This is a genomic window from Arthrobacter glycogeni (genome assembly GCF_054511155.1).
The window spans coordinates 105,568-119,103 of record NZ_JBTNDE010000013.1 but is presented as its reverse complement, the minus strand read 5'-3'; the positions used below and the strand labels follow the sequence as shown (position 1 = coordinate 119,103).

At 65.7% G+C, this 13,536-nt stretch carries 16 protein-coding genes; 8 read left to right on the top strand and 8 right to left on the bottom strand.

Annotation, left to right across the window (positions count from 1 at the left end):
* Nucleotides 1-315 (top strand): HNH endonuclease signature motif containing protein (locus ACX80O_RS10715; protein ID WP_459333436.1); only part of this gene is annotated, 315 nt, incomplete at its 5' end.
* 131 nt (nucleotides 316-446) lie between these two features.
* Here the strand turns inward: ACX80O_RS10715 and ACX80O_RS10710 are convergent.
* Complete coding sequence (locus tag ACX80O_RS10710; protein ID WP_459308195.1) at nucleotides 447-641, bottom strand: hypothetical protein; 195 nt, start codon at nucleotides 639-641, stop codon at nucleotides 447-449.
* Nucleotides 642-813: 172 nt separating this feature from the next.
* Here ACX80O_RS10710 and ACX80O_RS10705 point away from each other — a divergent pair, with 172 nt between their 5' ends.
* Nucleotides 814-1,674: an SGNH/GDSL hydrolase family protein gene (locus tag ACX80O_RS10705; RefSeq protein ID WP_459333435.1), complete on the top strand. Its 861-nt coding sequence runs from the start codon at nucleotides 814-816 to the stop codon at nucleotides 1,672-1,674.
* Nucleotides 1,675-1,687: 13 nt separating this feature from the next.
* Here ACX80O_RS10705 and ACX80O_RS10700 read toward each other — a convergent pair whose 3' ends face one another.
* From ACX80O_RS10700 to ACX80O_RS10680, 5 genes are all read right to left on the bottom strand, one after another.
* Nucleotides 1,688-2,827 (bottom strand): class I SAM-dependent methyltransferase, encoded by a 1,140-nt coding sequence (locus ACX80O_RS10700; RefSeq protein ID WP_459333434.1) that lies wholly within the window; start codon nucleotides 2,825-2,827, stop codon nucleotides 1,688-1,690.
* Nucleotides 2,828-3,000: 173 nt separating this feature from the next.
* The gene (locus ACX80O_RS10695) at nucleotides 3,001-3,900 is read right to left on the bottom strand and encodes a 3-hydroxyacyl-CoA dehydrogenase family protein (protein ID WP_459333433.1); all 900 of its coding nucleotides are present in this window, start codon (nucleotides 3,898-3,900) and stop codon (nucleotides 3,001-3,003) included.
* Nucleotides 3,897-4,640 (bottom strand): enoyl-CoA hydratase/isomerase family protein, encoded by a 744-nt coding sequence (locus tag ACX80O_RS10690; RefSeq protein WP_459308203.1) that lies wholly within the window; start codon nucleotides 4,638-4,640, stop codon nucleotides 3,897-3,899. The genes ACX80O_RS10695 and ACX80O_RS10690 overlap by 4 nt, the downstream gene beginning before the upstream one ends.
* Nucleotides 4,640-5,848, bottom strand: a complete 1,209-nt coding sequence (locus tag ACX80O_RS10685) for a thiolase family protein (protein WP_459333438.1) — start codon at nucleotides 5,846-5,848, stop codon at nucleotides 4,640-4,642. The genes ACX80O_RS10690 and ACX80O_RS10685 overlap by 1 nt, the downstream gene beginning before the upstream one ends.
* A 163-nt stretch (nucleotides 5,849-6,011) precedes the next feature.
* Nucleotides 6,012-7,637, bottom strand: a complete 1,626-nt coding sequence (locus ACX80O_RS10680) for an ABC-F family ATP-binding cassette domain-containing protein (protein ID WP_459333432.1) — start codon at nucleotides 7,635-7,637, stop codon at nucleotides 6,012-6,014.
* A 196-nt stretch (nucleotides 7,638-7,833) separates the two neighbouring features.
* Between ACX80O_RS10680 and ACX80O_RS10675 the strand changes: the two genes are divergently transcribed.
* Both ACX80O_RS10675 and ACX80O_RS10670 read left to right on the top strand, forming a co-directional pair.
* Nucleotides 7,834-8,388, top strand: a complete 555-nt coding sequence (locus ACX80O_RS10675; protein ID WP_459333431.1) for an SRPBCC family protein — start codon at nucleotides 7,834-7,836, stop codon at nucleotides 8,386-8,388.
* 93 nt (nucleotides 8,389-8,481) lie between these two features.
* Complete coding sequence (locus ACX80O_RS10670) at nucleotides 8,482-8,919, top strand: VOC family protein (RefSeq protein WP_459308209.1); 438 nt, start codon at nucleotides 8,482-8,484, stop codon at nucleotides 8,917-8,919.
* 32 nt (nucleotides 8,920-8,951) lie between these two features.
* Here ACX80O_RS10670 and ACX80O_RS10665 read toward each other — a convergent pair whose 3' ends face one another.
* Entirely contained in the window at nucleotides 8,952-9,383 is a 432-nt protein-coding gene (locus ACX80O_RS10665; protein WP_459333430.1) for a hypothetical protein, read from the bottom strand.
* A 157-nt stretch (nucleotides 9,384-9,540) separates the two neighbouring features.
* On the opposite strand from ACX80O_RS10665, the gene ACX80O_RS10660 reads away from it, so the two are divergent.
* Genes ACX80O_RS10660 through ACX80O_RS10650 form a run of 3 tightly spaced genes read left to right on the top strand, consistent with a single transcriptional unit; the run spans nucleotide 9,541 to nucleotide 12,569 of the window.
* A complete protein-coding gene (locus tag ACX80O_RS10660; protein ID WP_459333429.1) occupies nucleotides 9,541-10,491 on the top strand; it encodes a 1,4-dihydroxy-2-naphthoyl-CoA synthase in 951 nt (316 codons plus the stop codon).
* A gap of 6 nt (nucleotides 10,492-10,497) precedes the next feature.
* Nucleotides 10,498-11,631, top strand: coding sequence for an AMP-binding protein (locus ACX80O_RS10655; RefSeq protein WP_459308213.1), 1,134 nt, complete (start codon nucleotides 10,498-10,500; stop codon nucleotides 11,629-11,631).
* 53 nt (nucleotides 11,632-11,684) lie between these two features.
* Complete coding sequence (locus ACX80O_RS10650; RefSeq protein ID WP_459333428.1) at nucleotides 11,685-12,569, top strand: 1,4-dihydroxy-2-naphthoate polyprenyltransferase; 885 nt, start codon at nucleotides 11,685-11,687, stop codon at nucleotides 12,567-12,569.
* Between the two features lie 84 nt (nucleotides 12,570-12,653).
* Here the strand turns inward: ACX80O_RS10650 and ACX80O_RS10645 are convergent, their stop codons facing one another.
* Nucleotides 12,654-12,950 (bottom strand): DUF4229 domain-containing protein, encoded by a 297-nt coding sequence (locus tag ACX80O_RS10645; RefSeq protein WP_459308215.1) that lies wholly within the window; start codon nucleotides 12,948-12,950, stop codon nucleotides 12,654-12,656.
* A 30-nt stretch (nucleotides 12,951-12,980) separates the two neighbouring features.
* Here ACX80O_RS10645 and ACX80O_RS10640 point away from each other — a divergent pair, with 30 nt between their 5' ends.
* Nucleotides 12,981-13,394: a PLD nuclease N-terminal domain-containing protein gene (locus tag ACX80O_RS10640; protein ID WP_459308217.1), complete on the top strand. Its 414-nt coding sequence runs from the start codon at nucleotides 12,981-12,983 to the stop codon at nucleotides 13,392-13,394.
* The last annotated feature ends 142 nt before the right edge of the window (nucleotides 13,395-13,536 follow it).

The following is a 13,536-nucleotide window of genomic DNA, read 5'->3' as shown; positions in this document are numbered from 1 at the left end:
GTGCCGAAAGATTTGCAGGACGCGGTCAGGGTGCGGGATGGGACGTGCCGTCATCCGGGGTGTAACCGGTTGGCGGTGTTCTGCGAACTCGACCACACGATCCCCTGGTCCAGGGGCGGGACGACCAGTTACTCAAATCTGGCAGCGCTCTGTAAACGTCACCATATGTTCAAAACGGAGGGTTTCTGGCAGTACACCCAACCCGAACCCGGGACGATCATCGCGATCTCCCCCGCCGGGGAAACCTACACCACCAAACCCAACCCACCACCCACACCACCACCACCGCGACCAGAAACCCCACCACCGTTCTGACCCGGCATGACTCTCCTACTGACGTCCGTCGAGGCGTGAGATCTGGCGACTCAGAACGCCGCCGAGACGTGAGCTCCAGCGAGACAAACGACCCTCAGCCCACCCGAGCTAATACGACAGTAGAAGGTGACTTAGGCTGCGGTGGCTGGGGTGATGGTGACGTCGCTGCCGAGGCTTTTGAGTTTATTGATGGCACTGTTCCTGGCTCGGGCGGGGTCGAGTCGGGTGAAGTGATCGGCGCCGGGGTCTTCGGAGCATTCACCGTTAGCGAGCATGTGCCAAACGGTGTTGAGGATGGAGTGCTCTGCCGCGACGAGGACTTTCATCGGGCCGCGACGGGCTGTGATGCGCCGGTCCTGGGCGGAGAGGTAGGTGCCCCAAAGCCACCACAACGATCAGTAGCCGCGGCCGGCCTGCAGGGGAACAGGAGGGAGGAGTATGAGTAGGATCTTTTGGCTGGCCGTATGCAACCTTGTGCTGCAGGAGTAACTTGGTCCCATGAAAACTTCCCTCCGCTCCCGCGTCGGACGCCTCGCTGCCGCAGCCGTGCTCTCGGTTGGCCTGATGGCCAGCACTGTCGCGGGCCCCGCCGCCGCAACGAACCCTGACAGGCATCAGGTCGACTATGTGGCGTTGGGGGATTCCTATGCTGCGGGGTTTGGTGCTGGCTCCTACATCAACGCCTGCGGCCAATCGCCGCTGGGCCTGCCGGGTCTGCTGGATGACCGTCGGGGAATCAACCTGACCGTCAACGCCTCCTGCAGCGGGGCCAAAGCCGCCGCGAACCCCGCCGACGCTGTCCCCGACCTTCCCCAGCAGTTGGGACAACTCGTCGGTGCGGGCCTGATCGGGGCCGACACCGACCTGGTGACCCTCTCCGCGGGCGGCAACGACCTGGACTTCGGCGCCGTGGTGGGCGCGTGCGCTGCGCTGCCGCTGGCCGTCTGCGAGCAAGTGGTCGATGGCCGCACTGTGCAGGCCCAGACCAGTCTCGCCGTCGCGCTGGATGAACTCTACGGGAACCTACGCGCGGCTGCTCCTACGGCGAAGATTGTGGTCACGGGGTACCCCCACCTCTTCTCACCGAAATCCGGGTCGGAAGTGCTGCTCAGCACCAAGGCGCAACAGCTGTTCAATGAGGGGACCGATGCGCTCAACACGGTCATTCGGCAGAACGCCGAAGCCAACGGATTGCAGTACGTCGACGTGGTGAAGAGGTTCAAGGGCCATGGCATCGGCACCAACGATCCGTGGATCACGTTTGCCGGCGCCCTCGACGACCTGCACCCCACCGCCAAGGGATACCAGGCCGGTTACCTCAAGTCCTTCCGCAGTACAGTGAACCTGTCGTCCCGGTGAGGGCAGACACCGCCTACCGCAGCAGTTCATAGAAGCGCCAAAATCCGAAGTCCTTGATCGGGAGTACACGCAGGTCAGCGAAGCCTGCTGCGACGGCGTAGGCATGGAGGACGTCGGGTCGCATCACTGTCCCGGTCGCCGTACTCAACGGATGTGACATGCCGTCGGGTAGGCAAATAAGCAGGCTGAACCCATACATCAGGCGTTCCAGCTCATCCCCGGGCGCAGTGAAAACGTCAGCGACCGCTTCGTCCATGACGACGACGGTCCCCGTGGGCACGAGCGAGTGGCGTGCCGCGGCGAGGACCTCGACCGGGTGGGGCAGGTCGTGGATGCATTCGAACGCAAATACGGCGTCGTAGGTGGCCGTCGGCATTTGCTTGGCGTCCGCTTCATGAAACGTGACCCGGGCCGCCACTCCGGCATGTGCTGCGTTGGCTGTTGCCAGCTTCACCGATGCGGGGTCGATGTCGAAGCCCTCCACCGTGGCGTCGGGGTAGGCGCGAGCCAGTGCTATGCTCGACCACCCACCGCCAAAACCGATGTCGGCGATCCGGGCGCCGGGTTGTCGCAGCCGTTGATCCAGGTGCTCGATCCCTGCCAACGCTCCCGGCAGCTCCGCGTCGAACCACGGCCGGTTCATGTCGGCCTGCGATTCCCTGGCATCAGCCCCGAAGTCAGACCAGCCCACACCGCCGCCCGTCCGGTAGGCGGCGAGGAGGGCCGGCAACTGCACCGCGGAGCCAGCCAACATGCGCGCCAGCGGGGCCAGGTAGTTGAGGCTGCGCTCATCGGTCAGCGCTTCGGCCGTCCCCGGCGGGATACTGTACCGGCGTTCCCGCGCTGAGTTGTCGGCGTCCGCACCCGGCCCAGGGGCGACGGCGAGGAGCCCGGTCACTGCCTGCTGCTCCAGCCACTCCCGCGTGTATCGCTCGGAGGTACCGGTCCGCTCGGCTAGTTCGGCAGCTGTTGCCGGCCCGTGGGACTTCAGCTGGCGGTACCACCCCAGCCGGTCACCCAGGTGGATGGCCAGCACATCGACCATCCCGAGTGCGGCATCGACCACCCGCCGGGCCACCGCCTCGGCAGTGGGGCCGCCGGCCTGCCGGTCACTCTCTTGTTCGTTGGCGTCCTGCCCGCTGGAGTGGGTCAAGGGGTGCCTCCCGGAAAACACCGCGTCGCAGCAGCGGGGTGTTTTCCGCTGCCATCCTTTAATTGTCACTATGGCCCTACCGTCGATCGCTGGCAAGGTGCTGGCTGTGGCATGTGCGCAACCTCATTGCGATGGCGTCTCTACCTCCCGATATCTGATCGACTAACCCAGGCTTACTCGGTCCAGTCGAAGAACCCTTTGCCTGACTTCCGACCCAGCTCACCGCGGGCCACCTTGTCCCGCAGCAGCTGGGGCGGAGCGAACCGATGCCCCAGAGTCGATTCCAGATATTCGGCGATACCGAGCCGGACATCCAGCCCCACCAGGTCGGTGGTCCGCAGCGGCCCCACCGGGTGTTTGTAGCCCAGCACCATGGCTGTATCGATGTCGTCGGCCGACGCGACACCCTCCTCAACCATCCGCATCGCTTCAAGAGCGATCGCCACGCCCAGCCGGGAACTCGCGAAACCCGGCGCGTCTTTGACGACCACGGGGGTTTTTCCCAACTGCTCCACCCAACCGCGGGCTGCTCCGGCGAGCTCGTCGGAGGTTTGCGGCGCCAGGACCACCTCGATCAGTGTGGAGGCGGGCACCGGGTTGAAAAAGTGCAGCCCGCAAAATCGGTCCGGGCGTTGAAGTTTTTCGGCCAACCCGCCGACCGACAGTGACGAGGTGTTGGTGGCCAGCCACGCGGTGGCCGCCAACCGTGCTTCGACAGCCGTCAGTGCGGCCGACTTCAGGTCAAAATCTTCCGGCACCGCCTCAACCACCAGCCCACAGGCTTCGAACGCCGCGTAGTCGACCGACACGGAAACCCGAGCCGACAGCGCCTCAAGGTCTTCCGATGTGGTCCCGCGCTGAACGCTCTTACCCAGTGCGTCGAGGATGCGCTGCCTGGCTGCTACGGCGGCGCTATCGTCGCGCTCGACGACGACGACTGCGGCGCCTGCAATGCAGAACGCGTGGGCAATACCTGCACCCATCCGGCCGCCGCCGAGGACACCGACAAGACCGGGGATTCGAGCCGTGCCGGGCATTAGGGCTGGGCCAGGGATTGCGGTCGATGGGCTCATGTGTTTTTCCTGTCGAGGAATGCCTGCATCCGGTCGAACTTGGCGTCAGATTCGAACAGGATGCCCTGAGCCAACTGGTCAATGACCGGGTGTGCCCCGGGTGGAGCATGGAACACGGATTTGGTGATGCGGACAGCCAGCGGATCCTGCCGGGCAATCCGGTCGGCGAGCGCATTGGCGCCCGCGAGGAGTGCATCCGGTTCGTGGATTTCGGTGATGAGCCTGACGGCGAGCGCCTCGTCGGCGCCGAGGATCCGTCCGGCCAGCAGGATTTCTTTTGCCAACGGTTCGCCGACCAGCTCCCGGAGCCGCCAGGTGGCGCCGGCGGCGGCCAGGATGCCGAGGCCGGTCTCGGGGTTGCCGATCTTCAGGCTGGGCGTCCCTATTCTGAAGTCAGCGGCATAGGCGAGCTCCGCCCCGCCGCCGAGCGCATATCCGTCCACTGCGGCGATGACCGGCAGGGGAAGCCGGGCGATGCGGGCAAATAAAGTGGAATTGATCCCGGCGAGTGCGTCGTCGCGGCGTCGTTCCCGCAGTTGGGCGATGTCGGCGCCCGAGGCAAACACGCCGTTACTTCCTGTGAGGATGAGGACACGGGGCCGCCTCTCCAGAGCCTCACACACAGTATGAAGTTCGTCGACCATGGTCTGGTCGATGGCGTTGCGGACCTCGGGGCGGTGCAGCTGAACGGTGAGGCGGTCGGCGTCGTCAGCGACCCGCAGCGTGGTGAAGTCATCCATCAGACGCGCTCCAGCAGCATGGCGGTGCCCTGCCCCACGCCGACGCACATAGTGGCCAGGCCAATCGCTCGGCCCTCGCCACGTACCTCACGTTCCAGACGGCCAAGCAGCGTGATCACGAGCCGGGACCCCGAGGATCCGAGGGGGTGGCCGAGGGCGATGGCGCCGCCGTCGCGGTTCACCAGCTCCTCGTCCAGACCGAGCCGGCGGATGCAGGCGATCGACTGGGTGGCGAACGCCTCGTTAAGTTCGACGGCGCTGAGGTCGCCGATGTTCAGCCCGGTGCGCTGGAGCACCTTCTGCGTGGCCGGGACCGGACCGATACCCATGATGGCCGGGGGGACGCCCGCCGACGCGCCGTCGAGGATGCGGGCGCGGGCGGCGAGGCCGAGCCGGTTCACTGCGGCTTCGGACGCGACGACAACGGCGGAGGCGCCGTCGTTCAGCGAGCTGGAGTTCCCGGCGGTGACCACACCATCCTTCCTGACGACCGGGCGGAGTCCGGCGAGGACATCCAGGGTGGTATCGGCGCGGGGGCCCTCGTCAGTGTCGACGGTGACCTCGCGTTTGCCGTGGCGGGTGTGCACCGGAAGGATCTCGTCACGGAAGTGGCCTGCTTCGATGGCGGCGAGTGCCCGCTGGTGGGAGCGCAGGGCGAAGGCGTCTGCGTCGTCGCGGGTAATGCCGTCCACCGACGCGAGCTCCTCGGCGGTTTCCGGCATGGAGTACGTGGTCTTGTCCTGCGCCGCGAAGATCGGGTTGGTGAACCGCCAGCCGATGGACGTGTCGAAGACCTCCCCGGGCTTGGCGAAGGCTTTGGCGGGCTTCTCCATTACCCAGGGCGCACGGCTCATCGATTCCACGCCGCCGGCGACGACGATGTCGGCGGCGCCGGACTTGATCATGTGGGACGCCATGATGATCGCTGACAGGCCCGACGCGCAGAGCCGGTTGACTGTGATGCCAGGAACCGTATCCGGTAGTCCGGCCAGGAGCGAGGCCATGCGGGCGACGTTGCGGTTTTCCTCGCCGGCACCGTTGGCGTTACCGAGGATTACCTCGTCGATTTCGCTGGGGTCAATTCCTGCCCGGGTCACCGCGTCGCGGATCGCCAGTGCTGCGAGGTCATCGGGCCTGACCCCGGAGAGCGCTCCACCGTAGCGACCCACCGGGGTACGAACCCCACCGACCAGAAATGCCTCGGCCATGCCTGCCTCCAGAATCATCAGCGATTGTGTTAGTCATCCGGCCAGCTCAATTACCGACCGTTCGTTCTATATTACAGACGTGCCTGGAATAGTGGCTCCCCCGCAGGGTCGCTGTTGCCCCACCGCTCGGCTGCGGGTCCGGCACTATTCTGGCGGGAATGGGCTAGTGTGGCGCTCCAATAACCCTTCCCGCCTCGAGCCGGAGCTCCTGACCGGAGGGAAGCCCGTCGAACCACCGCCGCAGTTCGCGGTCGTGGCTGACGACGACGAGCGTCCCCTCGTATTCGGCCAGAGCCTCCTCGAGCTCGCCCACCAGGACCGGGGCGAGGTGGTTGGTGGGCTCGTCGAACAGGATGACGTCGTAGCGACCTACCAGGAGCCGGGCCAGGGCCAGCCGGCGGTATTGTCCGGCCGAGAGGGTTCCCACCGGGACCAGGAAGTCGGCGGTGCGGAACAGGCCCAGGTTGAGCAAACGGTCGGCGTGTTCGTCCAGATCCCCGTGCAGGCCGGCGGCGAAGGCCGGGAGTAGCCGTAAGGTCGGTTGCCGGTGCGGCGCCAGTTCCTGCGGAAGATACCCCAGGCTGCCGCCTTGCGTCACAACGCCCTCGTCTACTGGGCAGGCGCCAGCCAGGACATTGAGCAGCGTTGTTTTGCCCGCGCCGTTGGGCCCGGTAACCAGGAGATTCTCCCCCGCCCCCACGCTGAGCGACTCCACCGACAAGCGGTCCCCCACTGACACCCCTGAGAGTTCGAGCACCGGACCGGTCAGTGACTGGCCGCCGAACTGCGCCGAAAGCACGAGGGGCTGTGGCGGCCGGTCCACCGGCTGCTCCTCCAACCGGCGCAGCCGCTCCTGGGCGTTGCGTTTTTGGCTGGTGATGGCTTCCTGCACTGTGCCCTGTTTGAAGTCATACCCCATCTTGTCGCCGTCGCGGCGGCGACCGTAGCCCATCCGCCCCTCCACCGCTGCGGCCTTGACCCGTTCGGCTTCCTTGGCGTCGAGCCACTGCTGGTAGTCCTGCTCCCAGCGGCGCCGCTCGGCAATCTTGGCCTTGAGATATCCCTCGTACCCGTCGCCATAGCGCCGTAGTTCGCGACGATCGCCGTCCACTTCAATAATCGTCGTGGCGAAGGTACGCAGGAAGGATCGGTCGTGGGTGACGGCGATGACTGCACCACGGTGGGCGGCGAGCTCGCGCCCGAGCCAGCTGACGGCGTCGTCGTCGAGGTGGTTGGTCGGCTCGTCCAGCAGCAGGATGGCGGCCGGGTCGGCGAGCAGGCAGGCAAGTGCAAGGCGCTCCCGTTCACCGCCGGAAAGGGTGCCGAGGGTGCGGTCCCGCTGGAGGTCGCCGAGCCCGAGCTGGCTGAGGGCGGCGTCGACCCGTGAGTTGACGCTGTATCCCTCGTGCAGGTCGTACTCGGACTGAGCGGCGCCGTAGCGTTCCAGCTCATCGGCATCCGCTGAATCCAGCGACGCCTCGCGGGTCCTCAGCTCGGCTTCGAGGGCCCGGATTCCGCTCAGGGCAGCGTCGATCACGGTCCTCACGGTGTCGGTTGGGGCGTGGTCGAGGGTCTGCGGGAGGTGGCCAACCGTGCCGTGCACTGCGATCTGGCCGGCGTCGGGAACCTCCACCCCGGCGATCAGACGCAGCAGCGTCGACTTGCCGGCACCGTTCTCACCCACCACCGCGACCCGTTCGCCGCGGCCAATCGTGAGCTCAACATGGTCAAGAAGCAGGCGGTCGCCGTACCCATGGGACACCTCGGAGAGTTGTAGATGTTCGGTCAAAGGGTTTCCTCGCAGTGTCGGAGAGGGCGGCAGCAGGGCGGCATGTGGGACCGGGCGGGCGGCGGGCACCGGCGGTCGGCCAGATGCAAGGCTACTTCCTCATGGCACCAGCGTGCCCCCGCGCGGGCGGGCCGTCAACCCAATAGCGATTGCCGGGTCTGTCGCGGTGTTGGCGGATCTCCGGCAGGATGGGGCCATGACAGTGTCACGCGTGCCCTGGTACTGGGCGGAGACCAGCCCAAGCATTTCGGGGGGCTCGGTCGACGACGCCGCCGTCGCGTCCAGCCAGCAGTGGATTCGTGCGGTGGACGTTGACTGCACTCCGGACCTGATGTTTGCGTGGACCACCCAGCTTCGCCGGGCTCCCTACAGCTATGACCTGATTGACAACTTCGGACGGCGCAGCCCCCAACTGCTTGATCCGCAGGTGATCGATGTTCGGGTGGGGGATCCGGTGATGCGGGTCTTCACCGTGTCAGCGGTCGACCCGGGACACTCATTCGCCGTCGTACTCCGATCAGAGCGGGCCGCCCACCTCTTCGGAGCGCTAGCTATTGAGTACTCGGTCGACCCCGTGGGGCAGGGTTCACGGCTAAAGGCCCGTCTTTCGGTGCCACTGCCCACTGGGCCGCTGTCCGGGCTACGGCAGGCGGCCCTCGCATGGGGTGACCTGATGATGATGCGCAAACAACTCCGCGAACTCCGGCGGCTCGCTGAACGGGACCATCGCGCGCTGAATTCCAGCACCTGACCGAGGAGGACGAGGAGACCGCTGTCGGGATCACGGACCACATCTGTCCGCAATTCCCTAGCCTCCCCTATCACCGGGCTCTACTGTCGAGCCATGACGTATACCTTCCAGATCACCATCGACTGCACCAACGTCCATTCTCAGGCTGACTGGTGGGCGGAAACGCTCGGCTGGGTGGTCGAGCCCACCGATCAGGACTTCATCGACGACGTGATCGCCAAAGGCTGGGCCCAACCAGACGAACTTGTCGTACACAACGGCATCCGGGTATGGCGCGAGGGGTCGGCCATCTGCCGCCCCGGCGAGGAGGGCCAAAAAGGCCGCCTACGCATACTGTTCCAGCTCGTCCCCGAACCGAAGACGGTCAAGAACCGCTGCCATCTGGATGTCAATCTCGACGGCGACAACAAGGACGAGCTTCGGTCCCGGCTCGAGGGCCGGGACGCACGGTTTCTGTATCAGGCTAACCAGGGTCCTCATATCTGGTACACGATGGCGGATCCCGAGGGCAATGAGTTCTGCATATCCTGACGACGTTGACAGGCCCATCGGGGCGGGAGTGGTCAGACACCCCGGAGCAGGCAACGCACCAACAGGACAGCGGCGAGACCACCTGCCGCCCCTACCAGCAACACAATAGGTATCGCATCATCCGGTTGGACGATAGCCCTCACGGCAACCCCGGTATCGACGCCGCCCACCGGCATCTGACCCACCTGAGGTACGGGGTCAGGGTCGGGCGATGTGAAATCGATGAAGCAAGGGTACGTTCCGTCCGGGAATACGATGGAACCCGGGTTGGTGGCGCAAAGATTGGTGCCATCGGCGGCAAGAAGGCCCCCGGTGACAAAGGTGACTGTGTCCGGATCGACGACCGTCGCCTCATCAAACGGAACGAACATGCTCTCCTCTGGAGCTGCCATGGCGGCCGTAGCTCCGGGAAGTGCGAGTGAAGCGGCGACGGCCGCGAGTGCGATCGTCTTAGTGAATTTCATGACTTTCCCTCCGACGGCCGACCCCTTTAGCCAGCTCTCACGCGCTAGCTAACCAAACCCCGCAAAAATCCGACAGCACGGCCGGGTAACGAAACCGTTTGATAGCCGTAAAAGCCCTATTCACTCCAACGGCGTGCCGCAAAGCTACACTCGATGGGTGACTATTGACCTTCCCCCACAGGTTTCGGACCTCTTTGACACTGCCCGCTGGCGACTCGTCTCCGGGTTCGGCAACCTGCAGGACATCACGTATCACCGACAGGTCGAGCGGAGCCCTGACGGTCAGGTGCGGGATCTCCCGACCGTCAGGATTGCGTTCAACCGCCCCGAGGTGCGTAATGCGTTCCGGCCGGGCACCGTTGACGAGCTCTACCGCACCATGGACCATGCCCGGATGAGCTCCGACGTTGCCACCGTCCTACTGACCGGCAATGGGCCGTCACCGAAAGACGGGGGCCATTCGTTCTGTTCGGGCGGAGACCAGCGGATCCGAGGCCGCGACGGCTACCGGTACGCGGACGGCGAGACCAGCGAGAGTGTCGACCCCGCCCGTGCTGGCCGGCTGCACATTCTTGAGGTGCAGCGGTTGATGCGGACCATGCCCAAGGTTGTCATCGCCGTCGTCAACGGGTGGGCGGCCGGCGGCGGGCACAGCCTGCATGTGGTGGCCGACCTGACAATCGCCTCCCGTGAGCACGGAAAATTCAAACAGACAGATGCCACCGTCGGCAGTTTCGACGCCGGCTACGGCTCCGCGCTGTTGGCGCGCCAGATCGGTCAAAAGAAGGCCCGCGAGATCTTCTTCCTTGCCCGCGAGTACTCGGCGGAGGAGATGGTCGCCATCGGCGCCGTCAACGAGGCGGTGGATCACGCGGAACTGGAGAACACGGCCTTGCGGTACGCGGCGGATATCGCACGGCAGAGTCCACAGGCCATCCGCATGCTCAAGTTTGCGTTCAACCTGGCCGACGACGGCCTCGCCGGCCAGCAGGTTTTCGCCGGCGAAGCCACTCGGATGGCCTACATGACCAATGAGGCGGTCGAGGGCAAAGAGGCCTTCCTGGAAAAGCGCGCGCCAGACTGGTCTGCCTACCCCTACTACTTCTAGGCCACCATGGAATTGCTACCGTTCCACACGCCGCCCGGAGCCGACCCTCATGCGCTCCTCGCGCCGCTGGCCGCCGCGCTCGCCGGGGAAGGGCCCGCCGTCGCACCTCATGCCGACGCGGGGCAGCGCTTCGACGGGGAACTGCCCAACGACGAGATTGCCGCGGTCCTCAGCACCTCGGGATCGACGGGCCTCCCGAAACAGACACTGCTCAGCGTCGATGCGCTGGCCGCTTCGGCGATGGGCACCGCTCTGGCGCTCAAGGCCGAGGGGCAGTGGCTCCTCACCCTGCCGGTGCACTATGTAGCAGGATTTCAGGTGCTGGTCCGGTCTTTGTACGCCGGGACCCGGCCGTGGGCCATGGATCTGGCGGCGCCGTTCACGGCCGAGGCGTTCACCCAGGCTGCCGGGGAGCTCACCGACAAGGTCCGCTTCACGTCGCTGGTTCCCACCCAATTGCACCGCCTCCTCCAGGACCCGCGGCCCGGGACACTCCAGGTGCTCCGCCGATTCAACGCCATCCTGCTCGGCGGCGCCCCGGCCTCCGCCGCGCTTCTGGGTGACGCCCGCCGGCACGGGCTGAACCTGGTGCTGACCTACGGCATGAGCGAGACGTGCGGCGGCTGCGTGTACGACGGCGTTCCCCTGGATGGGGTCGACCTCACCACCGAGCAGGGCCGGCTGTGGATCAGCGGACCCGTCCTGGCTGACGGGTACCTGGGGCAGCCCGAACTCAGTGCAGACCGGTTCGCGTTCAATTCCGGGCGCCGTTGGTTCCGGACCGACGACGCCGGTGACTACACTGACGGGGTCCTGACCGTCGCCGGTCGGCTCGATGATGTCATTGTGACTGGCGGACTGAAGGTGTCAGCCGCAGCGGTGACCTCAGTCATCGAGGGCATATCAGGCGTCCAGGAGGCCCTGGTGCTGGGCATCGACAGCGCCGAATGGGGCACCGCGGTGGCCGCTGCCGTCGTCGGGCAGGTCAGCGCCGACGAGGTGCGTCAGCAAACGAGGGCCTCACTCGGCGCTCACGCTGTCCCCCGGATCATCCTTGCCCTCGAATCACTGCCTCTCCTGCCTAACGGCAAACCCGATCGGTTGGCTGTTCGGGCGCTGCTCGGGCGCTCCGACGCCTAAACTCACCACTCACCACTCACCACTCACCACTCACCAACGAAAAGGACAGCACCGTGGCTACTGCCGCACAATGGCTTGAGGGCGCCCGCCCGCGAACCCTCCCCATGGCGATTGCACCAGTGATCGTGGGGTGTGCGGCTGCGTTCGACCTTGAAGCGTTCAAACCCGTCAACGCTCTGCTGGCCGCCGTCGTCGCCATCATGCTGCAGGTCGGCGTGAACTACGCCAACGACTATTCCGACGGCGTCAGGGGAACCGACGCGGACCGGGTGGGACCGCTCCGCCTGACCGGATCCGGCGCCGCACGCCCCGGCCAGGTCAAATGGGCGGCGTTCGCGTGCTTCGCGCTGGCGATGATCGCCGGCACCAGCCTCATTATGCTCTCCCAGACCTGGTTCTTGCTGTTGGTGGGCGTTGGATGCGTGGCTGCCGCCTGGGGCTACACCGGCGGTCGCAACCCCTACGGTTACATGGGCCTCGGCGATGTCTTTGTGTTCGTATTCTTCGGCCTGGTCGCGACGCTGGGCACTACCTACACCCAGGCGGGGCAGCTGAACGCTGTGGCCTGGATCGGTGCAATCGGTACCGGGATCATCGCGATGGCACTCCTCATGGCCAACAACGTGCGGGACATCCCGACGGACCGCGAGGCCGGGAAGATCACCCTCGCCGTGCGGCTCGGAGACACTACAGCGCGGATCACCTACGTGATGATGCTCGCTGCGGCACTGTTGCTGCCCCTGTTTCTGGTGTACGACTACCCGTGGGTGCTGCTGGTTCTACTGCTCGTTCCGGCGTGTCTGATGCCCAGCTGGCTGATGCTTAAGGGCAAGAAGCGGCGCAGTCTGATCCCGGTCCTGAAGCAGACCGGCCTGATCAATCTGGGGTTCAGCGTGCTGTTCGGCGCCGGTGTGGTCCTGACGACGGTCCTGGCCTAGTTTGAACCACTGACCCGGTGTTGGGCTGACCTGCGCGCCCTGAGGGCCTTGTACGCGACTGGCTCTTCGCGCCTCGCCTGCCCGTCAGCTGAGGGGCTTGCGATCCGCGTTGACCGAAGTGTTCGGATCATAGCCATCCTCGGCGGCGGCGTCGTCGAGCTCGGCGAGGCTACGCCGGGGCGGCGCACCGTCTTTGAACCTGCGCTGCAGCGACGCCGACGCGGCATCGCGCATGGACCGGAAAAACAGGTAAGTCACACACCAGGCCAAAATAGCTGCAATGGCTGCCGAGAAGAAGGCGCCAAGGCCCAGCCAGTAGGAGATGACGAAGAAGACCACGACGAGGCCGAAGCGGAGGGCGGAGAATTTCAGGAAGGGCACTCGCCAAGTTTACTCGCCTACAATTGACAGATGCCTCGCCTGTTGTTGTTCCTCATCCTCGTTGCAGTCGCCGTCATCGTCTACGCGCTGATCGACTGCATTATGACCAAAGCGCACTCGGTGCGCAGCATCTCCAAGCCAGCGTGGCTTGCCGCGATCGTCCTGGTGCCACTCCTCGGCGCTGGGCTTTGGTTCCTGTTCGGACGGCCCCGCCCAAGCGGCACCCGCGGGCGTCAGCGTCCCGCTCCCCGGCATCCCACAGCACCCGATGACGATCCCCAGTTCCTGCAGAATCTTGAGGCGAAACGTCGCCAGGAAGCCCGCGAGAAGGAGAACCGGCGCAAGGAACGTGAACTCCGCGCGGCGCAGGAGAAGAAAGCCCGCGAGGACCAGCGGAAAAACGACGGCGAAGCCGACAACGAGACCGGCGGCAAGACCGTCTGAACCCGGCCGGGCCTGGCGTCGGCTGGGAGGCCGCCGGCGTCGGCGGAGAGGCTTCACCCGGCGTCGGCGGAGAGGCTTCACCCGGCGTCGGCTCCCGATCGCGGGTCAATCTGGACCGCGGTGGGCGGTATATCCCCCACCG

Excerpts from the sequence above, each read along its gene's own strand:
- ACX80O_RS10710 (WP_459308195.1), bottom strand. The coding sequence starts at position 641 with ATGAAAGTCCTCGTCGCGGCAGAGCACTCCATCCTCAACACCGTTTGG.
- ACX80O_RS10705 (WP_459333435.1), top strand. The coding sequence starts at position 814 with ATGAAAACTTCCCTCCGCTCCCGCGTCGGACGCCTCGCTGCCGCAGCC.
- ACX80O_RS10695 (WP_459333433.1), bottom strand. The coding sequence starts at position 3,900 with ATGAGCCCATCGACCGCAATCCCTGGCCCAGCCCTAATGCCCGGCACG.
- ACX80O_RS10690 (WP_459308203.1), bottom strand. The coding sequence starts at position 4,640 with ATGGATGACTTCACCACGCTGCGGGTCGCTGACGACGCCGACCGCCTC.
- ACX80O_RS10685 (WP_459333438.1), bottom strand. The coding sequence starts at position 5,848 with ATGGCCGAGGCATTTCTGGTCGGTGGGGTTCGTACCCCGGTGGGTCGC.
- ACX80O_RS10675 (WP_459333431.1), top strand. The coding sequence starts at position 7,834 with ATGACAGTGTCACGCGTGCCCTGGTACTGGGCGGAGACCAGCCCAAGC.
- ACX80O_RS10670 (WP_459308209.1), top strand. The coding sequence starts at position 8,482 with ATGACGTATACCTTCCAGATCACCATCGACTGCACCAACGTCCATTCT.
- ACX80O_RS10665 (WP_459333430.1), bottom strand. The coding sequence starts at position 9,383 with ATGAAATTCACTAAGACGATCGCACTCGCGGCCGTCGCCGCTTCACTC.
- ACX80O_RS10655 (WP_459308213.1), top strand. The coding sequence starts at position 10,498 with ATGGAATTGCTACCGTTCCACACGCCGCCCGGAGCCGACCCTCATGCG.
- ACX80O_RS10640 (WP_459308217.1), top strand. The coding sequence starts at position 12,981 with ATGCCTCGCCTGTTGTTGTTCCTCATCCTCGTTGCAGTCGCCGTCATC.